Raw genomic sequence first — 22,885 nt, 5'->3', positions numbered from 1 at the left:
TAAGTAAATAAGAGATATTTAATTTATATTGAGGGAAGAAGCTTCCCTTAATAACTGTTTCGCGGCTCCTTCATCAGTGATCAAAACCGTGTTGCGCGGCTTTTTGAAGTACGCCTCTATCGCGTCCGCTTTTGACGAGCCTCCCGCCACCGCAATGATGTTCGGGATTGAATCAAGATCTTCGAGCTGGATGCCAACGCTGTGCACTTTGTGAATGACTTCTCCGTGGCGGTCGAAATAGTAGCCGAACGCTTCTGCAACTGCCTCATTTTCTTCTATTTTCTTCAAATCTTCCTTCGGTGTATTTCTTCGTTCTGCCATTGTTTTAGCATCCCCGATTCCATGGATCACCATACTGGACGATTGAATTGTCTGAAGCACTTCTTTAATAGAAGGCTCTTCAATGATAGAAGAATATGCTTCTTTGCTCAGCTCACCCGGCACAAATAACAGTCTGTATGTACCGGAAGCTTTTTCAGCCATATGGGCGCAAATCGTATTGGCCTGATTCCTGACGTTTTCGCCGAGCCCGCCTCTTGCCGGAACAAAAAGCAGCTTGCGGTTTTTCGAGTCAGGCGACATCATTTCTGCCACGGCCTCAAGCGTCGTACCTCCGGTTACGGCGACGATATTTTCCCCCGTAAACCTGTTTTTCATGCATGCGACGGCCGCTCTCCCCATCTCTTTTTTGACCCATGGGGACTGGTCGCTGTCTCCCGATACAATGATGACTTCGTCGAGGTTCAACCTCTCTTTTAATGTATTTTCCAAATGGGTTAAACCTAAAACATCCTTCATCGTATCTTCGAGAACTTTCAGCAGGTTGGATCCTTCAAGTGTCAATATCATGCCGGTTGTTTTAATCTCTAGTAGATTTTGTTCTTTTAAAAACTGAACCTCCGCCCTTAAAATCCGCTCGCTGATGCCGAGACTGGCGGCAAGGCTTCTTCTGCCGATCGGTTCAGTCAGCCTTATGTACTGCAAAATTTTGTACCTTTTCTGCATGACATCGAGAAGATCCGGCAATAATTTTTTTTGAGCCTGTATTAGTTGATTCATGCCAAAACGTTCCTTTCATCTCGTCCTGGACAAATAATGTCCCGTAGTGACTGAAAACGTCCCACCTCAGCCAAAAAAAAATTGCTCCTGCTTACATTCCTTATTGTAACAGGGTTAAAATGTTTATTCAACTGTTAAGAATCAATTCATCGACAACATTCGCGCGAATGTTCACACATCTGTATTAATTATTGTCCCTGTTGATTTCTATACTATACATATTTCATGAAAACGTGCCTCAATGAAAAAAAACTATGAATGCCATTGCGCATTACGGACCGGAAATATTCAAAATGAATCTGGCTGTCCAACGTTCTGGGACGTTAGAATGGGGTGTACATACCGGATGGAGGTCGATGCTCGCGTACGGTATGGTACCGTCCCTCATCTTCGTCTATTTTCAAAAATAAATATATTGCTAAAGTACGTACTCATAAAAAAAGCAACGGGCGGTTTTTCCGTTCCGTTGCTTTGTTGCCGTTTATCCATTTTTCCAGACATCAGCAATGATTTCAAACGAGCGAAGTCTATCAGCATGGTCAAACGTTTCTGAATTGATCATGATCTCGTCCGCCTGAGTCGTACGGATAAATTCTTCAAGCTTTTCTTTCACAGTGTCCGGCCCGCCGATGATCGTTGAGCTGAGCTGCTCATTCACCATCGCTTTTTCACGCGGCGTCCAAATCTGATCCATATCATCTACAGGCGGCTTAAGCTGAGTCGGGGCGCCGCGGACAAGATCCAAAAACTTCTGATAGTGCGATGTTGCAAGGCGCTGCGCTTGCGCGTCCGTATCGGCTGCGATCACGGTCACCCCGACCATCGCATAAGGCTCCTCCAAGACGCCCGGCTTAAACGAGCTGCGGTACAGTTCCAAGGCAGGCAGCGTATTGGCCGGCGAAAAATGAGCCGCAAATGCAAACGGCAAACCGAGTTCCCCGGCAAGCCGGGCGCTGAATCCGCTTGAACCGAGAAGCCAAATCGGCACATCAAGCCCTTCGCCCGGTATGGCGCGCACGTGATTTCTTACATTGCCGGACGGCTTAAAATACTGGCGGAGTTCTTCAAGCTGCTCGGGAAAATCCTCCCCGCTGCTTATATTTCTTCTTAATGCGCGGGCGGTTAATTGATCCGTACCCGGAGCGCGCCCCAGTCCTAAATCGATTCTGCCTGGATAAAGGGATTCAAGCGTTCCGAACTGTTCGGCGATAACGAGCGGGGAATGGTTCGGCAGCATAATCCCTCCCGAACCGATGCGCATCTTCTTGGTGCCCTCGGCGATATAACCGATCAAAACAGAGGTAGCCGAGCTCGCAACGCCTTCGATATTATGGTGTTCAGCCAGCCAGAACCTGTGGTATCCCCATCTTTCGGCATGCTGCGCCAAATCCATAGATTGTTTAAAAGATTGTCCCGCATCTCCGCCTTGTACGATAGGAGACAGATTTAATACGGAATACTTCGTATTTTTGAAATGCTGTTTTGACATTGTCTTTCCTTCTTCCTGAAGTGTAGTGGTCATGTAATTAGACGATAACATAATCGTTCAGGTGAATAAAAGAAATTAGTTCGAAAAAAATCGAACTAATGTGTTAAAAGCTTGCCTCCCTGCGGAGGCAAGCCTTTTTTTAAGAAGCGGACGTTTGGCCGGCTGTCTGGTTCCTTCCTTTAAAGAAATAAGCAGCGCTAATGAGCAGATAGATTCCCGCCGTCACCAATGTAATGACAATCGATGTGGTCAGGATGACACCGATCAGTATCGCTGTCAGTGAAATGATTGCCAGCCAAGTCGTATAAGGGAACCATTTGACATAGTAGCCGTTCCCCGCTGTTTGATTCCGTTTTCTCGATTTTAAATGGGCAGCGGCAATCAGCATCCAGATCACAAGGACGGTATAGCCGAGAGACCCCATCAAATATTCAAACGTTTGGCTGCCGGCAAACAGTGAAAACAATACGCCCAAGTATAAGAAAGAAGTACACAATAGAATCGAATAAACCGGCACTTTTCTCATGGAAAGTCTCGAAAAGATTTTCGGCATTCTTCCGTCTGATGCCTGTGTATACATTATTCGGGAGGCACCGTAAAGCCCTGAGTTCATCGAAGAAATGACCGCCAGTAAAATGACCGCATTCATCAAATGATCCGCTCCGGGAATGCCGATCATCTTAAAGACCATAACAAAAGGACTCTCCGACACACCGTTGACTTGATTCCATGGAATCAAGCTGACGATCACGAAAAACGGCAGAAGATAAAAAGCAATAATGCGCGTCAACGTTCCACGCACAGCTTTAGGCACGACCTTCTCAGGGTTTTTGGTTTCCGCCAGTGTCACCCCGATAATTTCGGTTCCGCCGTAGGAATAGATCACAACTAGCATGGCTGTAATCAGCCCTCCGGCGCCATTCGGGAAGAAGCCGCCATGGTCTGTCAAATGAGTAAAACCAACAGCTGAGTGTTGTCCAAAAGAGAAAAATAACAAGATAAATCCGGATATAATAAAGACGACAATCACTGTGATTTTAATAAGGGCAAGCCAGTATTCCGTCTCGGCAAAGCTTTTGACAGAAAGCAAATTCACGCTCGTAATGACGAGTGAAACGAACAGCGCCAGCACCCAGATCGGCAGCCCCGGCAGCCAGTACTGCAAAAATATCGCGGCGACAACAGCCTCTGCCGCAATATTGAGAACCCACATTTTCCAGTATATCCAGTCTAAAAAATAAGCGGCATACGGCCCTAATATTGATTGAACGAGATCCCTGAATGTTCTGGCTTCACTGTTTCGGACAGCCATCTCGGCAAGCCCCTGCATGATAAACAGCAAAATCACGCCGCCGATCAAGTAGGCGATCATGACCGAAGGCCCCGCCAAATCGATCGCTTTGCTGCTTCCTTTAAATAATCCTGCTCCAATGGCTCCGCCCAATGCCATCATCATAATATGCCGCGATGTCATTGTGCGCTCGAGCTTCTGCATGTCTTTCTCCATCTATGTTCACTTCCTCTAGTAAAATGAAAAAAGCTCACCGTCTCCCTCTTCGATTTGAAGATAAAGAGACGATGAGCTTTGAAGCTTACCGCGGTACCACTCTTTTTGATTCTATGCCAAGAATCCAGCTTTGCGATGCACAGCCATACTGTGCAAACCTGTTAACGAAGGTTAATCGTAATGTCCTCAGGAATTGATGTCCGTCCTTTAGCCAGTCCACTCCCGGGCGAGTTCAAAGGTTCATTGGTCTGCGTCGCACCTACCCGCAGCTCTCTTTGCCAATGCCGATCTTTTACTGCTCCCGTTCATTGTGTTTTCTTCTGCCTGAAATATATTCATATAATATACGTGCCGATCTTGACTTTGTCAACATCAAATCCACTGCCAAAAAATAAAAATTAAAATTTTTCTCTTTTTTCAAGGAAAATCGCCTTTTCCATTGGAAAATACAAGGGAAGATATGCACAACTTTCATGATGATGGAGCATTCCCCAAAAGAGGGAAATATAAAAATCGGCGGATTTCCCCCGAAAAAAATAGTTAAATTGAAATATTATTCAAACTTTACAAAATATTTTAACGATGATAGAGTGTGAACCGAATCATCACTTCAGCTAAAGGAGGAAGAGAACGTGAAAAAACTTTCGTTTATGGTGATCTTGTCCGTATTGACGCTCGTCTTTGGTTCATCGTCCGTAAGCTTTGCGAAAAACATTCCTGAAGACAGATATACAACACCTACAGATGCTGAATTTAGCCAGATGAAAGAGATTTTAAACAATGATGATATCGAAACCGGCAATTTGCAGAAGGATTACGGCGTGATTGTCAATGATCCCGCTGAAAAAGTCGGCGTCATATCAGACATCCCCGCCGAAAAAGACGACTGGAGCCATGTCAGCTTCCATTCCTACTATGTCGACCTCAACAGCAACACTCTTATCGCTGATGTTCAATTTGAATTCACACAAAACGATGACGGTACATCGGAAACCGAGTACAAAAACGTAACAAACGGAGGCAGGTATTTCGTCAAGATGGACCAAGACGGAAATGTCATTGATGAAGAAACGACCGGCGACATGTCGATTTTGGGGAAATACTAGAAACCGAGCACCCCTTATGGAAAACGCCTTTATTCAAAGGCGTTTCAGATTGTTGACAAAATCCCAAAGCGACTTTTTGTTTTGGGATTTTGTCATCCTTTCAGCGTGATTGAAAACCCTTGCAGTCTAGGAAGGCCGAGCATCGGAGCGCAGCGAATGTTGGAATTCGTGAGCACCGACGCGCAGGCCTGACAACGAATGCGAGGGTTTGTCGACACGCTGAAACGCCTTTATTCAAAGGCGTTTTTTTGTTCGGGCATTTAATAGATCTATCCATTGACGCCATTCGCATCTGCAAGACTAAAGGCATGATGCCCGAACAGATCCGGGTTCATTCCTATCAAATTCTTTCTGTCAAGAAACAACGCGTTCCTCAGAGCTGTCCAAAAAGATGTCTTCAAGCGACGGTTCATCGACGTGAATTCTGTAGATTCCCACTTTGCAGTTTGTTAATACTCTGACAATGGCGGGAATTTTTTCTTCTGAATTGACGGTGATCGAAATCTCATGGTGATTGAATTGAACGTTTTCACCAGCTGACTCAAGAAAACGGTCGATCAGGCCGAAATGCTGATCGGGAATAGTCGAATGGCGAATGTGAACGCTTATGTTCGACATGAAATGCCTCCTTAATTCATCGAGCGTGCCTTCTATTAAAATGCGGCCGTTTTTCATGATGGCGATTCGCGTACAGATTTTCTCTATCTCATGCAGGTTGTGTGATGTCATAAATACCGTCTTACCTTCTTTTTGCAAATCCATAATCAGCTTTTGAATGTGCAGGGCCGATTCGGCATCGACACCTGATGTCGGTTCATCCAAAAAGATGAGCTCGGGGTCGTGGATGATCGCCTGGGCGATGCCGAGCTTTTTTTTCATACCGAATGAATAGGCGCCCGATTTTTTTTCAGCATGCTCAGTGAACCCAACTCTCTCTAAGACTTCTTCGCACCGCTCAGTCGATACGGCTTGTCCGTTCAGCTTTGCAAAATACTTCAAATGCCCGACTGCTGTCATTGAATCATAGAGGGTCAAATAATCAGGTAAAACGCCGATGCGATGCTTGACGTTTTCAATCGAAGCATCATTTAACAGCAGAAAACTGCCGGCTGTCGGCTCGATAATGCCTGTGATCATATTCATGAACGTAGATTTCCCCGCACCGTTACGGCCGAGGAAACCGTAAATCTCTCCTTTTTCGACTTGGAGGTCGACATGATTGACGACGGTTTTAGCCCCGTAGCTTTTCATCAGCCCTTTTGCCTCGATCACCACATCCATTATAAATCTCTCCTTTTAAACAAAACGATCGCACCGCAAAGAACGATGGCCGCGTAGACAAAGTTGATGAAAACAAAAGAACCGCCCAGCACGGAGTAATAGTACGGTGTTAAATATTTAAACCAGGTGATCATGCCGTTCTCTGAATAAACAGTCCATAAGCTGACCGCGGGAAAGACGAGCGCAAACACGATTCCGAAAAACATGGACATGGCGGGCCTTGAAATCACGATGGAAAATAAAAGGTTCAAAGAGATTGCAGCTGTAAGAAACGCCATGCTGTCTGCATAACTCATCCATAAAAACTCTTTTGAGGCGATCATCACCAAGGTGTACGAAACGAGCATGCAGAAAAACCAAAACAGCCAGACGCCAAAAAACTTTCCCAGAATGATCTTGATCCGCGAGGTTTTCGTCACAAGAAATCTGACCGTCCGGGCATGGACTTCGCGGTTGATCATGTCATGGGAAAGTCCAGCGATAAACAGGAAACCGAGAGCAAAAACAATAACCGCCGTTCCGATTGCGTTTGCATCGCTTCCTAAATCCAATTCGCGCACAAAGTCCGCAGGCGCCTGTTCGATCAATCCTGCAGTCTTATAGCTCACCCAAAACATAATAATAATGACAATAATCGACTTGATGCTTTTAAAAAGACTGATAAATTCATTCAGACATACCGCCCGCATACGAGTCACTCCTTCACTATTCTCCATTATAGTGAGTGAACATTATCGGGAAATAATCTTATCCTTAACATTACCTTAAATTTTAATAGGCTATTTCTTACAGGGGTGTTTCCGAGAATCATAAATGAGATGCAAGTGGCTTGAACCAGCGGCAGAAATGGGGATACAGAGCCGGAAAACTGATAAAAACACCATTTTAATATAACAAGTTCCGCTATTTTATAACTGGCAAAAAAAGTGGAATGATGCGGAAAATCGGGAAATGCCGGAATTGTCATATCGCTAAATAAAAAAAGATTAGCTCTGCATGAGGCTAATCTTTTTGTTATCGTCTAATTACCGGTCAGTCACGACAATATATGCCGCTTTTACCGGGCCGTGGACACCGACTACAAGGTCCATTTCGATGTCGGCTGAATTGCTCGGTCCAGTGACATAGTTGATGCAGGACGGGATGACGTCGCCGTCTGCAACCTTTTGTTTGATCATTGCGCTTGCCTGTGTCATCCGCGGGACGATGGTGCTTTTCGGGACGATCGCAATATATGTCGTCGGCAGCAAGCTGACAGATCGTCCTTTGTCTTTTGAACTGAAGAGGACGACCGTTCCGGATTCAGCAAGCGTGATCTCGCTGAATGTCACGCCGATGTTAGCCTGTTCGGCCCGCTGGATATTTTCATCTCCGGCCGCTGCATTCCATTCCCACACTTTTGTCCCCTCATTCGGCCACTTGTCTGTTAACAGGCCTGACAGTCCGTACTCTTTAAAACGGTCATCTTTCGGAATGATGACAGGCCCGCCTCCAAATCGTGATGCTTGTTCATACAAGGCATCATGCAAGCCGATGACATCCGTTTCAATCAGCTCCGTATGAATCTTTCGGCAGTGGTCCTTTAAGACGCCGACAAGCTCATCCTGTGTATAGCCTTGATATACCCGGTGCTGCGGCTGATACGTATAATCGGGAACGGTGACACCTGCCGAACGCCTGTTGCGGCCGAGCCTTTCCGCAATCCGGTTTAAAAAGCCGTCTTTATTTTGGATTGTTCCGTTTGTCATCTGTCTTCCCCTTTCTCTTTCCGTCTGTCCTCAAACCAGTCGCGGAACCTTGACTTGTTCGGCGCGGGGAAGTCGCGAATCTGGGTCCACTGTTTTAACGGACCCGGTCCCTTCGTTATTTTGCCGTCTTCGTTAAACGGCTTCATGGCTGCCGGCGCCCATTTGGAGCCCATTTTATATAGAGATGGCGCAGAAGTTCCCAAGCCGAACGCTTTCATCGCGAGCTTCTCGGATATCGGTGCGCGCCCTTCTTTTTCAACGATGCGCTGCCGGTGCTTCAGAAGCAGTTCGTGAAGCGGGATTTTTACCGGACATGCTTCAGAGCATGCCGCACATAACGAAGAGGCGTACGGCAGTTCTTTATAATCGTCATATCCGCCGAGCAGCGGCGACAATACGGCTCCGATCGGGCCTGAATAGATCGAACCGTAAGAATGCCCGCCGACATGGCGGTATACGGGACAAACATTGATGCAGGCCGCACAGCGGATGCATTGGAGGACGGATTGAAACTCCGTTCCGAGAATGTTCGAACGCCCGTTGTCAATGATGACGAGGTGAAACTCTTCGGGTCCGTCCGCTTCACCGGGCAGCCGCGGCCCTGTCAGCGCCGTGATATAGCTTGTCAGCCGCTGTCCGACAGCGCTTCTTGTGAGCATGCCGACGAGAACCTCAAACTCGTCGAATGAAGGGACGATCCGCTCCATCCCCATCACGGTAATCTGCGTCTTCGGAACGGTCGTGACGAGACGTCCGTTTCCCTCGTTTGTGACAAGGCTGACAGACCCCGTATCGGCAATCGCAAAATTGCAGCCCGTAATGCCGATGTCAGCCTCGAGAAATTTCTTTCTGAGCACGGCGCGCGCGTGCATGACAAGCTCTTCCGGCTTTTCGGTGTTGCGGTAGCCGATCCGCTCTTTGAAGACGTCGCGGATTTGCTCTTTGTTTTTATGCAAAGCAGGTGCGACGATATGTGACGGCGGATCATGATCATCGATTTGGAGGATGTATTCGCCCAAATCGGTTTCGACCACTTCGCAGCCGTCGCGTTCAAGCGCCTCGTTCATGTTGATTTCTTCGGTCACCATTGATTTTGATTTCACGATTTTTTTGCCGTTTTTCTTTTTCACGACATCGCGAATATAGCCTGTCGCTTCTTCGGCCGTCTGTGCAAAGAATACGTACCCGCCTTTTTTGGCGACATTTTCGGCGAGCTGTTCTAGGTAGTAGTCCAGGTTTTCGAGCACGTGCTGCCTGATTTCCTCGGCCTGAGACCGCCATTCTTCCCAGTTCCCGAGCTCTTCCGCCGCCTCAAGACGGCGCGCTCTCAAGCGCTCCTGCGCACTTGAAACAGCCCCCCTCATAAACTCGTTTTCGAGCCCGTCTGATACGCGCTCTTTAAATTTCTGCGTTCCGATCTTCATTGCCATAACGAATGTCCCCCTCTATCTGTGAAATGACCGGATGTCTGTTTATCTGCTGTTCAGCACTTCTGCGATGTGCATGACTTCAATCGGCTTGTTCTTTCTCCCGATCCGTCCGCCGATATTCATCAAGCAGCCGCAGTCCGCCCCGATTAACACATCTGCGGCGGTTTCTTCGACACACGCCACTTTCTCATCGACCATCTGTTCGGATATTTGCGACATCTTCACCGAAAAAGTCCCCCCGAATCCGCAGCAGTCGTGTTTGCGCGGCAGCGGCGTGAACTCCAGTCCCTTCACATGCCGAAGCAGCTTCATCGGCGCGTCTGTGACGCCCAAAAGCCTTGTCATATGGCATGACGTATGATAAGTCGCCTTTTTCTCAAGTGTCGCCCCAACGTCTTCAACCTTCAAAACGTTGACGATAAAATCGGTCAGCTCATACGTTTTGTCAGCCAGCCGCTGCGCTTTTTCCGCCCAGGCCGGCTCATCCCGGAAAAGGTGCGGATACTCCTTGAACATAAAAGCGCACGATCCTGAAGGGCTGACGACGTATTCGGCTGATTCAAATGTCTCAATCATCCGTCTCATCGCTTTTTTGGAATCTTTGACATAGCCGCTGTTGTACGCAGGCTGGCCGCAGCAGATCTGCCCTTCGGGAAAATCCACTTCACATCCGAGCCGCTCAAGCAGTTCAACCGTCGCTTTTCCGACATTTGACTGAAACATGTCAACCAAACACGTGATAAACAGTGATACTTTCATCTTGATCCCCTCTCCAACCCGATAAATCAGGTCATCTGATGACTTGGTTAGAAAACCCTCTTTCTCCATCTTACACCTTGGTAAAATTTTTTGAAAGGGGTTTCTTTTTCGTTTTCACTCGGGCCGCTGCTTATATGGCCGGCTCGTCGGCCTGTTTCGTTTCTTCAAAATATGAGGCCAGCACATTTTCCACATTCGTCAGATGATTGTGCATCGCCTGTTCTGCTTTTTGGCCGTCTTTTTCCATCACAGCCTGATAGATGGCATCGTGTTCCTCATAAAGGCGCTTAACGGTTGTGTTCTTCGAGAACAGCCAAATTTTGCGCGTCTCCCTCATCGTCTCAATTAAGAGTGATGACACATGATTCATCAAGCCTTTCAGCAGATCGTTTTGCGAGGCGCCGGCAAGCGCAAGATGAAACGCGAGGTCGGCTTTTTCGCCAAGTTCGCCGTTCCCATCCGCCTGCTTCATATCCTCAAGTGCGGCCTGCATGCGCCCGAGATCTTCTTCTGTGCGTTTTTGAGCCGCACTTGAAACAGCTCCGATTTCAAGAATCTTACGGACTTCGAGCAGTTCAGCGACGTCTTTCTTTTTCATCAAAAGCGCAGCCGAAAGGGGGATGGAAATTTGCTCAGGCTCAAACCTTTTCACATACGTTCCTTCCCCCTGCTTCATTTCGACCATCCCCATCGCTTTTAACGCAGACAGCGCTTCCCTGACGGCCGAACGGCTGACCTGAAAGCTTTCGGCGAGCGCCTGAACGGAGTCAAGCTTATCACCTGGCTCAAGCTCTCCGCTTTTAATCGATTCAAGAAGCGCTTCTGCGACTTCTTCGTATATTTTTTTCGTCTTGATTTGTTTGTATTTCAACTTTTTTCACCTCGTAACCAGACTGGGCATGATGCGCTATTTTTTATTATACCGTTCTTTCCGTCCGGAACATATAGACTTCGGCTCCATGCAAAAAAAGATTGTAATTTATGACATTGAGAAATATAATGCTAAATGATCAGTCTTATCATCATGTCATCAGATGACTGAGTGAGACTTTGAACAAAGGGGGAATTGGAGATGGGATGGACGCAAGATTATACTCCGCTGGGGAACAGTTTGCTGCTCTCTTCGCTTGCAGCGCTTATACCGATTTTGTATTTTTTCTGGGCTCTGGCAATCAAAAGAATGAAAGGGCATACAGCGGGTGTGTCGACTTTGCTGATTGCGCTCGCGCTGGCCGTTTTCGTATACGGCATGCCCGCTCATCAGGCTGTGATGTCGGCTTCACAAGGGGCGGTTTACGGGCTGCTTCCGATCGGCTGGATCATTGTGACTTCCGTTTTTTTGTACAAGCTTACAGTCAAAACCGGCCAATTTGAAATCATCAGGAGCTCGGTATTATCGATCACAGATGACCGCCGTTTGCAAGCACTTTTGATAGCGTTTTCATTCGGGGCGTTTTTAGAAGGAGCGGCAGGCTTCGGCGCCCCTGTCGCAATCTCGGCCGCATTGCTTGTCGGCCTCGGCTTCAATCCGTTGTACGCGGCGGGCATATGCCTGATCGCTAACACGGCGCCTGTCGCTTTCGGAGCGATCGGCATTCCGATTATCGCGGTTGAAGGGCCGACGGGGATTCCTGCGATGGACATTTCAAAAATGGTCGGACGCCAGCTCCCGTTTTTATCTGTATTTATTCCGTTTTATTTGATTATCATCATGAGCGGCTTGAAAAGGGCTTGGGAAGTGCTGCCGGCGATTCTCGTGTCGGGTGTCTCTTTTGCCGTTACACAGTATGTAAGCTCAAACTTTCTGGGGCCTGAGCTCCCGGATATTTTGTCAGCCATCGTATCGCTTATCGCGCTCGCTGTATTCTTAAAATTTTGGAAACCGAAAACGATATTCAGATTTTCACATGAAAAGGAAATGGCCGCTGCCGCGGAGGCGCAGCAGCTTGAACATCAAAAGGCCTCATACTCGGCTGGGCAGATTTTCAAGGCGTGGACACCGTTTTTGCTGCTCACGGCAATGGTCTCCATCTGGGGAATTCCAGCTGTCAAACAGGCGCTGACAGGCCATTACGAAGGGTCAAATCCATTGCTGCTGTTCATTAGTGATATCGGCGGCAGGCTGACGTTCGCGCCCGGTGTGCCTTTTTTGCACAATCAAATTCTCGATGGCTCCGGAAAACCGCTTGAAGCTCTTTATAAACTTGATCTCGCCGGATCGGCGGGAACGGCGATCCTGATTGCCGCCGTACTGACAAAGTTTGTCACAGGCATGCCTTGGAAAGAATGGGGCGCCGTGTTTACAGAATCGCTGAAAGAACTCGGCAAGCCGATATTAACGATCGCTTCCGTTGTCGGTTTTGCCTATGTCACCAACTCTTCGGGCATGAGCACAACACTTGGCATGTCCCTTGCGATGACGGGTTCAATGTTCGCATTCTTTTCTCCCGTTCTCGGCTGGCTCGGCGTCTTTATAACCGGTTCAGATACGTCGGCCAATTTGCTGTTCGGCAGTCTGCAAAAAGTGACGGCACAGTCGGTCGGAATGGAGCCGGTGCTGTCTGTGGCGGCCAACTCTTCGGGCGGCGTCACCGGAAAGATGATCTCTCCGCAGTCGATTGCTGTCGCCTGCGCAGCCGTCGGACTGGCAGGAAAGGAATCCGATTTGCTGCGCTTTACACTGAAACACAGCCTGTTTCTTCTGTTCCTGGTTTGCATGATCACGTTCCTGCAGCATCACCTGTTTGCGTGGATGATCCCGTAAAAAAGCCGCCGGCGTTCGTGCCGGACGGCTTCTTTATTGATATCTCTTTCTGACAGACGAAGGCAGTATATTAAGCTGATCGCGGTATTTGGCGACGGTCCGCCTCGATATGACGATGCCGTGCTTTTCGTTTAAAAGGTCGGCCAGCTTCTGGTCTGAAAGCGGTTTCATTTTATTTTCTTCATCGATCAGCCGACGAAGATGCGCTTTGACTGTGTGACTTGACGTATGTCCGTCAGCGGCATCCTTTACCTTCGCCGAAAAAAACCGTTTAAGCTCGCACAGCTCAAAAGGCGTCTGCACGATTTTCCCTTTGACTGCACGGCTTACTGTTGATTCGTGAACCCCGAGGGCATCGGCGACTTCTTTTAATGTGAGCGGCTTCAGTTCGTCTTTCCCTTTTAAAAAATAATCTTTTTGACGCACCATAATTTCCGCCATCACCCTCCGCATCGTTTCCCGTCTTTGCCTGAGGGCATTGTCGAGCCATTTCCACTGCTTGAACTTATCAGAGATATAAACGGTCGCCTCGTCTTTTGACTGGCGCTGCAAAAACGGCTCGTAAAACGCGTTAAGCTGGATATCGGGAAAAGAACGGCTGCTGAGCTCAAGCACCAATTTTCCATCCTCGGCTGAAATGATGACATCAGGCTCGATATAGACTCTGCCTTCATCCGTGCCATACATCAATCCGGGACGCGGCGACAGCTCTGCAACAAGATCTTGTATGTCCTGAAGCTCTGAGAGCGAAAGGCCCGCTCTCTCAGACAGCTCTTTCCATCCTTTTTTGGCAAACAGGTCAAAGTATAGGGAAATAACTTTTTCCGCTTTTGCCGTCTCCTTTGGCAGACGCTTTAATTGGATCAGGATGCATTCCTGAAGCGACCGCGCTCCGATGCCTGCCGGATCAAGAGTCTGCAGCTTGCCCAAGACTTCTTCCACTTCTTCTCTGGTGACAGCCAGCTCGGAAGCGATAAAGGCGATGTCTTCTGTCACATATCCGTTTCGATCAAGGGATTCGACCAGGTAGCTGAAAATCCGCTTTTCCCGGTTTGACAGCCGGAGATCGAGCGCCTGCTGTTTCAAGACGCTTTTGATATCTTCACGGGAATGCGCCGTCTCAGAGCGGCTCATTCCTTCATTTTGCAAATGACGATTCGTTTTATGGTAAAATGATCGGGGAATATCGGGGTCTTTTCGTTCGATCAGGGGGTTTTCCAATGAGAGTTCGTCAATCCGGCTGTTCAGCTCGGCCGACGAATACTGAAGCATATGAATGGCTTGGGCAAGCCCTTGCGTCAAGTGAAGTTTTGCCGTTTGCTGCTGCTGTACATGCAAGTTCATCATATCTCCCCTCCCACTATTAGTTTACACGATCGGTTCCGTACCGTATAGACTTAAAAAAGGAGTGTTACCATTGACAGAACTTTTCTCTGTACCCTATTTCATAGAAAATTTTAAAACCCATATTGAAATGCATCCAAATGAGGATAAAATTCACGCAATGAACAGCTACTACCGTTCAGTCGTGTCAACGCTTGTCCAAGACCAGCTGACAAAAAACGCGGTCGTCTTAAAACGGATTCAGCATTTGGATGAAGCCTACAACAAAGTAAAGCGCGAAGAAGCATAGCGCCTGTCATACGTGAACAGGCGGTTTTTCTGCTTCTTCCGGATTGTTTTGAATCAGTTTTGTACTCGGGATATCCTTCATCCATGTGTTGTAGTAATTTGCGTTTTTTCCGTAGGAGTTGTCAATCACGACATTTTCTTTTCCGAGCAGACACGATAAGATGTGGCCGTGCAGCCTTGAAGTAACGACGGATTCATAGCGGTTGAAAAAACGGATTGATTTGTCGACGAGGCTGTCCGAATAGCGTTTCCAATAAGAAGCGATCGGCAGCGGATTGCCGGCTTTTTTGTTGAGGACATTGATCGTCTGCAAGCGTTTGATTCCGCGTTTGTCGCCTTCTGACAAGATAACGTTCCAATCGTACGTATCCGGCTCCTCTGCTTTTTGCAGGCTGCTGTTTGCTTCTTTGTCGGTTCTGATCAACCGCAGAACGGACTCAGAAGGCTTTTCGGCAGGTGCCGCGATCGGCCAGAGCTGGTGAGCCATATCGGGCATCATTCTGATGTTTTTCACCCCTTCGAAATGCTTGAGAGCAAATTCGAAGGATGCCTTTTCCCGCGTGAATAAGTGCAGATCCGGGTGAGCCGCCAAAATGCCGCGCGTTTTTTTTGCATTTTCTTCATGTTCATAATAAATCGACTGCGGCAGAATGACGATCCGGTGGTCCGGGTAATGTTCGACAACCCGTTCCCTGAACTGCTGAAAGTGAGGGTACAAATCGCCGAAATTGCCGCCCCCCTGACAAACGATGATGGCGTCCTTTGGAATGCGGCGGCCCGGAATAAAATTCTCTGCATTCCATCTTTCGCGCACCTTGATGCCGTATGCTTCAAAAAAAGCTTCCGTTCCTTTCATGATCAATAGGTCCCCGACGTTTCCGTAGAGCGGGTAGTCCAAGTAAACGACTGATGAAAGTCTTGGGATGACATCCAAAATTTCTGCCAGCTTATGCTTTAAGCTGTCCATGGAATATGTAATCGCCATGTTTAGCACCTCATTTATATTTAATCCGGTCGGCCACGATTTGAATCACCCGGTCCTGCTCTTTTCGCGTCATACTTGATCCTGACGGCAGGCAGAGCCCGCGCTGAAATAAGTCGCAGCAGACAGAGCCTTGGTCATCGTGCTGATAAAAGGCCGCTCCTTTAAAAAGGGGCTGTCTGTGCAACGGCTTCCATAACGGCCGGGCTTCAATGTTTTCATTTGCGAGCTGTTCAATGATGTCCGCCGGTGTTGTTTGAATCTTTGCTGTATCAAACGTTAATGTCGTGAGCCAGCGGTTTGACATGCCGGCTTCAGGCATGAATTCTATACCTTCGATACCGGCGAGCGCCTCCTGATAGCGCTCGAAGATCGCCCGTCTGGCGTGTACCCTGTCATCCAGGACGGCGAGCTGAGCGATGCCGATTCCGGCCAGGACATTGCTCATCCGGTAATTGTAGCCAGCTTTTTCGTGCTGATAATGAATGGCGGGCTCGCGCGCCTGAGTGGCTAAAAAGCGCGCCTTCTTCAAAGCGTCTTCATCATCGCTGACAAGCATTCCTCCGCCTGATGTGGTGATGATTTTGTTGCCGTTGAACGAATAAATGCCGAAGCGTCCGAAGGTTCCGCTTTTTCTGCCCTTATAAACAGAACCGAGCGATTCGGCCGCATCTTCAATAACAGGGACGGCAAATCGATCGCAAAGCGCGATAATCTCGTCTATTTTCGCGCTTTGGCCGTACAAGTTGACGACGATGACGGCTTTCGGAAGATTTCTGGCCCGCTCCGCTTCGTCGAGCGCCCGTTCAAGCGCCTCGGGCGACATGTTCCATGTATCCCGTTCAGAATCGATGAAAACCGGCTCAGCCTGCTCATATATAATCGGATTGGCGCTCGCTACAAACGTAAAGGAAGAACAGAAGACCTTATCGCCTTTGCCGACGCCGAGCAATTTCAACGCCAGGTGGATTGCGGCTGTTCCTGAGCTGACTGCCGCGGCACCGGACGTCCCCGCATAGGCGGCAAGCTTTTCTTCGAATGTATCGACAAGGGGACCGAGCGGCGCGATCCAGTTTGTCCGAAACGCTTCAGCTACATAGCGCTCTTCGTCTCCGCTCATGTGCGGCGGGGATAAATAAATTCGCTTATTCTGACTCATGTTTTTCACCCTTTTTACTGCTGTGATATTTAATTTTTCTTGCAGGGACTCCGACAGCGGTACAATCATCAGGAATGTCGTGAATGACGGATGATCCCGCTCCCGTCACGCTCCAGCGGCCGATTGTCTTTCCGGGAATGACCGCCGTTCCCGCTCCGAGATGAGCGCCTTCCATAACTGTCACACCGCCGGTTAACACCGTTCCCGGCGAAAGATGAACGTAATCGCCGATCCGGTTGTCATGTTCGACGATCACACCTGTGTTGACAATCGTGTGGATGCCGATGTAGGCATCCGCTTGGATAACGCTCGACGCCATGACAACGGCGCCGTTTTGAATCCGGGCCGAACCGCTGATCACGGCAGACGGATGAATCAAAACCGCATACCGGTCAAGTGGAAGGCCGAGACGTTCATACAGCTCCTTTCTGATACCGTTTTGACCGACAGCTAAGACGAACTTCACGTCCGGATGCAATCGCGCAAGTTCTTCTGCTGCGCTTGAAGGACCGCGATACAGACCGTTCTCGACATGAAGCTCCGCATACCGATCATCGAGAATACCGGCAAGCGCCGTATCAGGCCGTGCTTTTACAAGATCCAGAACGACTTTCCCATGGCCGCCGGCTCCGATGATCACCACATTTTGCATCAGGCATTCCTTCTCCCCGTAAATTTTTCTGCTGTCACATGGCGGTCCTGGCTGACGCCTTCCGACTTCAAGACTTTTACGACAGTCAACAAAAGGATTTTGAGATCAAGCAAAAAAGAACGATGATCCACATACCAGACATCAAGTTCAAACTTTTCCTCCCATGTCACTTTATTTCTCCCGTTGATCTGCGCCCAGCCCGTGATGCCCGGCTTGACTTCATGCCGTCTCCATTGCCGCTTCGTATAGAGGGGAATATACTCCATCAAAAGCGGCCGCGGCCCGACGAGGCTGAGATCTCCTTTGATGACGTTGATCAGCTGCGGCAATTCGTCAAGGCTCGTTTTTCTGATCAGCCGCCCCGTCTTTGTCAGCCGTTTTTCATCGCTTAGCAGATTGCCTGCTTCATCTCTTTCATCAGTCATTGTTCTGAATTTATATAATGTAAAAGGCTCGCCATTCAGCCCCGGACGGGTTTGGCGAAATAAAACAGGCGAGCCGATTTTCCATCTGATGAGGCAAGCTGTCAGGATCATGGCTGGACTGAGCGCGATCAGCAAAATAACCGACAATGCAAGATCGAAAAACCGTTTCGCTAGCACGAAAAACGCACCCCTTTCTTTTATTTAAAAAATCCCTTTTGAAACGGGAAGGATAAAGAGCATCGAAATGCTTGGAGCCTTGTTGTGACAATATGCCGTTCCGCTTTCGTCAACATGACGAAATAGGCAAACAGGCCGTATGTCCCCGTCGCAGCAAGCGCCGTGACAAACAGGGACAGCAGGCTGTCGATTGCAAATAAGTATTGAAGAGCGTAACAGACAGCCAAGGTAAATGAAGCACCTGCAACCGGCCTGTATATACCTTTATAAAAAACCCTTTTTCTTTCACCCGTAATCTTTGACGCATAAATCGGAGTGAAGACGACATTTTTCAGCATTAAAGCTGCCGCACCGGCCAGCGCAATTCCGTAAAGGCCGAGTCCCGCCGGTCCGCTCAGCACGATGGCAAGCAGCAAATTGACAACGCCGAAGGCAACCGTGGTCAGCGCCGGTGTTCTCAGCTTGTTATAGGCGGTAAAAATATAAAAAAGCGGCGCCGGGCTTAATGAAACAACCAAATAACCCGCATGTATCAGTAAAAGCCATTTCAAATGTTCGAATGAAGGGCCAAGCCACAGCGACAGAAACGGGCCGGCAAGCCCGCCCAGAAGCGCAGCCGGCAAAGCGAGCAGAATGCCGTTAATTCTGACGGCCTGGTTGGCATAGCGGACGAGCCCTTCTTTGTCGCCTTTTGAATAATAGAGTGTAATCGTAGGTGAAAATACGGCCGCAAGCGTTCCCGAAAGCGTCCGTAATAACAGCGGAAACTGAATGATCGCGGCGTACATGCCGGATTCGGAAACCCCCAGCATCACATTCGCCACCATTAAATCGATTTGCAGAAACAGCAGGACGCCGACTTGGCTGACGGAGCTCCATCCTCCCGCCTGAAGCAGTTTTTTGCACTTTGCAAACGACATATCCCTCACACGAAACGTAAACCATGGGATCAATTTCTTAAAGAAAAAGATCGACAGGATGCACGCCGAAGCGGTTGCGATAAGAGCGGCGAGCTGAATGTGCCAGATCTTCGGTGCAAACCACGCGAAAATCAACAATACGCTCAAGACGCGAATCAGCATTTGGACGGCCTGGATCGTGCTTGTAATATAGATTTTATTGGCAAAAAACGGACCGGCGGCAAATCCCGACATCACAAAGGTCAATAAAAACAGCAGGCTCCCGATCAAAAGCGCGATCTGCACATCCCCCAAAAGACCGGCGGGAACGCGAATGATCTGATCGATAAAAAACACCGTGCCGCCAAGCGGAAAAAACAAGATGACCGAAAGCACCAGTGATGAAACGATGTAGGTATTCATATAGCCCCTCGCTTCATCAAGCGCCCCCCTGTGGGCGGAAACAGAAAAAAACCGGACAACGACCGCGCTCAAGGCAACCGTAATAATCGAAAAGTAATTGATCATATTCTGCGTGAGATGGACAAACCCAAACGCCTCAACACCGAGGTTCTTGATAACATAAGGCGTCAGCCACATCGAAAACAGCACCGATAATAAAAAAGACGCCACATTGGCGCCGAGATTCAAAATAAATGTCTTATTCAAAAGGCTCATCCCTTACTGGGCAGATTTCGTTTAAAAAACAATTCGAGCAGGATCGGAATATTCAGCTTGCATAGCAATAAAACGAGCCGTTGGCCGATTAAAAGATTGCGGTTGCGGAGAGACGTTGATTTGACGCACGACTGCACCATCCGGTAAGACAAAATGTCTTTAATGTGCCGCCTCACCTGCTTTGAAGGCTTCGGTTCCGCACAGGCATTGGCTAAAAGCATCGGAATTTGATGTTTGCATGTGTACGTTTCCAGATCGTCCGCACATTCATCCAAAAGCTGAAACGTCTCATAGAATCTCCTTTTCGCCCGGTACTGCCTTTTCAGGCTTTCGTCCATGTACGGTTTAAACGGCACCTCCGTCAGGCTATCCGGATTGCACCTGTACATGTAGTAGCCGTCATCGATCGCTCTTACCCGTTTCGCTGCATAAAAGGCGTACAAATTGAACGGCGAATCCTCTGCAAAACGAATGTCTTCAAAAAAGTACAACTGGTTTTTCTTCAGCAGATCGCGCCTGTACAAATTCCGCCACACATACCAGATGAAGCGGGTTTCGTGCGCCTTTTTGAGCTCGCGTTTAATATCCCAGCTCAACAAGAGACGATCGGTCGGCAGCGGCGGCGGGAAATAGGTGTCTTCCGCATCGGAATGTTTATGATACCCGCACATGACGATATCAAGGTCGTCTTTTTTGGCAGCGGCGTACATGTTTTCAAACATGGCAGACAATACAAAATCATCACCGTCGACAAATCCCACATAATCTCCTGTCGCGGCTTGAAGACCGGCATTTCTCGCCGAGCTCAGCCCGCCGTTTTTTTTATGAATCACTTTCACTCTGGCATCCAGGCTGCAGTACTTTCTCGCTATCTCCCCGGATCTGTCGGGAGAGCCGTCATCGACAAGGATGATTTCAATATTTTTCAGCGTCTGCCTGCGCAGCGAATCGACGCATTCTTCTATATAATCTTCGACATTGTACATCGGAACAATGATACTGACGAATGGCTTCATTGGACATCACCCATAATTTTCTGTCTTAAATCTGTGAAATAATGCTCCCTTGACGGAGTCTCACGATACGAATCACCGGTCTTAATCAGCTCTTCAATTGCGCCGAGAACCTCTGCCGCATCGGGATTTTCCACAAGCTTCATCGAAGGAACGCTTTTCAGCCAGCGAAAGCCTTCAAGCACCTTATGATCAAAAGAGCGGATCACAACGCACGGCGTCCCTGTAATCGCACAAAAAATCATGCCGTGCAGCCTGTCTGTCACAACGACCTCCGCACCTCTCAGCTGATCCCAAAGCCGATTCAGCTCCTTCTCGCGGGACATGCGGCTGACCCTCCTGCCGATCGTCGTTGTAAAAGTTTGCACGCCGCCGTATTCGTCGCCGACAGCCTTCATCAGTTTTTCACGCTCTTCCGGTCTGAGAAAGCTTTCTTTATCCTCTCTTAAACAAACCAGCACACCGTCTCTTTCAGACTGCTGTTCTTTCTTTAAATAAAGCACCATATCAGGCTGCTTCACAATCGTTTGCTTTGAAAAATGCTGTTTCATAAATTGATAGGTTGTATCATCGCGCGCCATCATAAACAGCCGGCGATGGGAGTTGTAGACTTTTTTCGCTCTTTTCAGCTCCTTTTTGCCGCGGGGCGTCTCGGAAAAGTGCGCGGTGGCTGGGAGCTGGACAATTTTATAATGCTTGAATGTTTTGATAATAAAGCGCCTCGTCCATTCCTCATTGCGGTACAAATCCCCCATGTTTCCTCCGCCGATGATGAACACCATATCCTCGGGGTGGCGGATGCGCATGAGGGCTTTTGCATGTTTGTAAATATCGTTGATGCCGATTTCAATTAATTCAAAATCGGGAAACTCGTTTTCTATGAATGTCCGGCTTGCCAGGGCAATCGCGTGATCTCCCAAATTATCATGGGACGGAATTAAAGTCAGAATGATTTTTTTCTTGCCTTTGTATTGATCAAAACGCTTCAAACCCGGCGTTCCCATCACATATTCAGAAGGATATTTCACCTTGAGCAAAAGCCATTCTGCAAGATTGATCTTCAGTTCCTGAAAGGTCATTTCCTCACCGCCTATTTCTTCATTCTGTGCTCGATCATTTTCTGGTAAATGGCCGCAAATCCATACACTGCCGGCATAAACCGCAAGCGAATCAGCATAAGGAGAAGCTTCTTCTTCGAATCGAATGCCGACATGTCCACCGCGGGAATTTTCCCCCTGAATTCCGGACAGGCGCATATGCTGCGGATATTTTTATATTTTTCTATTGAAGGATTTTGGTTTCGGCTCTTGCATTCATTTAAAATACTGATGCAGCCGTGGTTGACGATAAAGACGTGCAGCGCCTCCTTTAAAGCCGGAAGCTCTCCGTGCTTTGTCAGGCAGTCAAGGTTCGCTTCATAAAGAGCGAGCCCGTCTTCAAACAGCCCCGCCTGATACTTTTGGACGATGGACGACAGGTGGACCCTGTAATGATAAAGCGGCTTAGTCACGAACGCCGCCGTATTCGCATATAGAAGGCATCTGAAGCTGAAGTATTGATCTTCGATGTTTTCCAGCTCGTCGCGCAGCGGGAAAACGAGCTTATGCTGCTCAATCAGGCTCCGCCTGTAGAGCTTGTTCCAGGAAAAGCCGCTTACTTGACCCTTTAATAAAGCTTTTATGAATGCCTCTTTCGGCTTTCCTTCATAGTTTTTCCCGATGTCCGGGCAGACCGTTTTTCCGGTATCCTGAATTTCGACGGCATAATCACAGATGACAAGGTCGGCATCCTCATCCTTTGCTTTTTCATACATAGATTGGCAATAGTCCGGCTCAATCCAGTCGTCGGAGTCGATGAATGCCAAGAACTCGCCTGACGCCGCTTCGATCCCTTTATTGCGGACAGCGCCGAGGCCCTGATTCTCCTGCCGAATCGTTTTGATGCGTCCGTCCTTTCGGGCGTAATGATCAATGATCTTCTGGCTTCCGTCTGTTGAACCGTCATTAACGATAATGATTTCGATATTTTTTAAGGTCTGGCTGATCAGCGATTGCAAACAATTCGGCAAAAAAGCTTCTGTATTATAAACAGCGACCAGTAGACTAACTGCTGGATTTTCCAATGT

21 protein-coding genes, 1 pseudogene and 1 other annotated feature are annotated in these 22,885 nt (G+C 48.4%); of the genes and pseudogenes, 4 read left to right on the top strand and 18 right to left on the bottom strand.

Annotated elements, in window-relative coordinates; all coding sequences use genetic code 11:
- Positions 1 to 18: 18 nt before the first annotated feature.
- On the bottom strand, positions 19 to 1,059 hold the full coding sequence (locus M1D90_RS03490) for a sugar-binding transcriptional regulator (RefSeq protein WP_105979735.1): 1,041 nt from the start codon (positions 1,057 to 1,059) through the stop codon (positions 19 to 21).
- A gap of 293 nt (positions 1,060 to 1,352) precedes the next feature.
- Here M1D90_RS03490 and M1D90_RS03485 point away from each other — a divergent pair.
- Positions 1,353 to 1,451 (top strand): annotated as a pseudogene (locus tag M1D90_RS03485) (hypothetical protein); the annotation flags it as partial.
- Between the two features lie 89 nt (positions 1,452 to 1,540).
- On the opposite strand, the gene M1D90_RS03480 reads toward M1D90_RS03485, so the two are convergent.
- Positions 1,541 to 2,548 (bottom strand): LLM class flavin-dependent oxidoreductase, encoded by a 1,008-nt coding sequence (locus M1D90_RS03480; protein WP_456283135.1) that lies wholly within the window; start codon positions 2,546 to 2,548, stop codon positions 1,541 to 1,543.
- 139 nt (positions 2,549 to 2,687) lie between these two features.
- Positions 2,688 to 4,055, bottom strand: coding sequence for an amino acid permease (locus tag M1D90_RS03475; RefSeq protein WP_023856323.1), 1,368 nt, complete (start codon positions 4,053 to 4,055; stop codon positions 2,688 to 2,690).
- Positions 4,056 to 4,116: 61 nt separating this feature from the next.
- Positions 4,117 to 4,373, bottom strand: a binding site (T-box leader).
- A 314-nt stretch (positions 4,374 to 4,687) separates the two neighbouring features.
- On the opposite strand from M1D90_RS03475, the gene M1D90_RS03470 reads away from it, so the two are divergent.
- Positions 4,688 to 5,161, top strand: a complete 474-nt coding sequence (locus M1D90_RS03470; RefSeq protein WP_023856325.1) for a hypothetical protein — start codon at positions 4,688 to 4,690, stop codon at positions 5,159 to 5,161.
- A gap of 354 nt (positions 5,162 to 5,515) precedes the next feature.
- Here M1D90_RS03470 and M1D90_RS03465 read toward each other — a convergent pair whose 3' ends face one another.
- From M1D90_RS03465 to M1D90_RS03440, 6 genes are all read right to left on the bottom strand, one after another.
- A complete protein-coding gene (locus M1D90_RS03465; RefSeq protein WP_023856326.1) occupies positions 5,516 to 6,442 on the bottom strand; it encodes an ABC transporter ATP-binding protein in 927 nt (308 codons plus the stop codon).
- On the bottom strand, positions 6,442 to 7,131 hold the full coding sequence (locus M1D90_RS03460; RefSeq protein ID WP_020453011.1) for an ABC transporter permease subunit: 690 nt from the start codon (positions 7,129 to 7,131) through the stop codon (positions 6,442 to 6,444). The genes M1D90_RS03465 and M1D90_RS03460 overlap by 1 nt, the downstream gene beginning before the upstream one ends.
- A 336-nt stretch (positions 7,132 to 7,467) precedes the next feature.
- Positions 7,468 to 8,190: a LutC/YkgG family protein gene (locus M1D90_RS03455; RefSeq protein WP_020453012.1), complete on the bottom strand. Its 723-nt coding sequence runs from the start codon at positions 8,188 to 8,190 to the stop codon at positions 7,468 to 7,470.
- Positions 8,187 to 9,620, bottom strand: coding sequence for a LutB/LldF family L-lactate oxidation iron-sulfur protein (locus M1D90_RS03450; RefSeq protein ID WP_020453013.1), 1,434 nt, complete (start codon positions 9,618 to 9,620; stop codon positions 8,187 to 8,189). The genes M1D90_RS03455 and M1D90_RS03450 overlap by 4 nt, the downstream gene beginning before the upstream one ends.
- Before the next feature lie 42 nt (positions 9,621 to 9,662).
- Complete coding sequence (locus M1D90_RS03445; RefSeq protein WP_020453014.1) at positions 9,663 to 10,379, bottom strand: (Fe-S)-binding protein; 717 nt, start codon at positions 10,377 to 10,379, stop codon at positions 9,663 to 9,665.
- Between the two features lie 130 nt (positions 10,380 to 10,509).
- Entirely contained in the window at positions 10,510 to 11,250 is a 741-nt protein-coding gene (locus tag M1D90_RS03440) for a FadR/GntR family transcriptional regulator (RefSeq protein WP_020453015.1), read from the bottom strand.
- A gap of 201 nt (positions 11,251 to 11,451) precedes the next feature.
- Between M1D90_RS03440 and lutP the strand changes: the two genes are divergently transcribed.
- Positions 11,452 to 13,143 carry an L-lactate permease LutP gene (lutP, locus tag M1D90_RS03435; protein ID WP_020453016.1) on the top strand — a complete coding sequence of 564 codons (1,692 nt, stop codon included), beginning with the start codon at positions 11,452 to 11,454 and terminating at the stop codon, positions 13,141 to 13,143.
- 33 nt (positions 13,144 to 13,176) lie between these two features.
- Here the strand turns inward: lutP and rpoN are convergent, their stop codons facing one another.
- Complete coding sequence (gene rpoN / locus M1D90_RS03430; RefSeq protein ID WP_444546401.1) at positions 13,177 to 14,487, bottom strand: RNA polymerase factor sigma-54; 1,311 nt, start codon at positions 14,485 to 14,487, stop codon at positions 13,177 to 13,179.
- Between the two features lie 73 nt (positions 14,488 to 14,560).
- On the opposite strand from rpoN, the gene yvfG reads away from it, so the two are divergent.
- The gene (yvfG, locus tag M1D90_RS03425) at positions 14,561 to 14,776 is read left to right on the top strand and encodes a protein YvfG (protein ID WP_003185491.1); all 216 of its coding nucleotides are present in this window, start codon (positions 14,561 to 14,563) and stop codon (positions 14,774 to 14,776) included.
- A 6-nt stretch (positions 14,777 to 14,782) separates the two neighbouring features.
- Here yvfG and M1D90_RS03420 read toward each other — a convergent pair whose 3' ends face one another.
- Genes M1D90_RS03420 through M1D90_RS03385 form a run of 8 tightly spaced genes read right to left on the bottom strand, consistent with a single transcriptional unit; the run spans position 14,783 to position 22,882 of the window.
- Positions 14,783 to 15,760: a polysaccharide pyruvyl transferase family protein gene (locus tag M1D90_RS03420; RefSeq protein WP_043054481.1), complete on the bottom strand. Its 978-nt coding sequence runs from the start codon at positions 15,758 to 15,760 to the stop codon at positions 14,783 to 14,785.
- 10 nt (positions 15,761 to 15,770) lie between these two features.
- Positions 15,771 to 16,916: a DegT/DnrJ/EryC1/StrS family aminotransferase gene (locus tag M1D90_RS03415; RefSeq protein WP_025810738.1), complete on the bottom strand. Its 1,146-nt coding sequence runs from the start codon at positions 16,914 to 16,916 to the stop codon at positions 15,771 to 15,773.
- Positions 16,903 to 17,568 (bottom strand): acetyltransferase, encoded by a 666-nt coding sequence (locus tag M1D90_RS03410; protein ID WP_101561445.1) that lies wholly within the window; start codon positions 17,566 to 17,568, stop codon positions 16,903 to 16,905. Before M1D90_RS03410 ends, M1D90_RS03415 begins: the two co-directional genes overlap by 14 nt.
- Entirely contained in the window at positions 17,568 to 18,170 is a 603-nt protein-coding gene (locus M1D90_RS03405; protein WP_025810736.1) for a sugar transferase, read from the bottom strand. The genes M1D90_RS03410 and M1D90_RS03405 overlap by 1 nt, the downstream gene beginning before the upstream one ends.
- Positions 18,171 to 18,190: 20 nt before the next feature.
- Entirely contained in the window at positions 18,191 to 19,747 is a 1,557-nt protein-coding gene (locus M1D90_RS03400; protein ID WP_031305047.1) for an MATE family efflux transporter, read from the bottom strand.
- On the bottom strand, positions 19,744 to 20,763 hold the full coding sequence (locus tag M1D90_RS03395) for a glycosyltransferase (protein WP_020453023.1): 1,020 nt from the start codon (positions 20,761 to 20,763) through the stop codon (positions 19,744 to 19,746). Before M1D90_RS03395 ends, M1D90_RS03400 begins: the two co-directional genes overlap by 4 nt.
- Positions 20,760 to 21,839, bottom strand: a complete 1,080-nt coding sequence (locus M1D90_RS03390) for a polysaccharide pyruvyl transferase family protein (RefSeq protein ID WP_020453024.1) — start codon at positions 21,837 to 21,839, stop codon at positions 20,760 to 20,762. The genes M1D90_RS03395 and M1D90_RS03390 overlap by 4 nt, the downstream gene beginning before the upstream one ends.
- Before the next feature lie 11 nt (positions 21,840 to 21,850).
- Complete coding sequence (locus tag M1D90_RS03385) at positions 21,851 to 22,882, bottom strand: glycosyltransferase family 2 protein (protein WP_020453025.1); 1,032 nt, start codon at positions 22,880 to 22,882, stop codon at positions 21,851 to 21,853.
- Between the last annotated feature and the right edge of the window lie 3 nt (positions 22,883 to 22,885).

Source organism: Bacillus sp. JZ34 (genome assembly GCF_053903205.1).
This window is presented reverse-complemented; position numbering and strand designations above follow the sequence as displayed.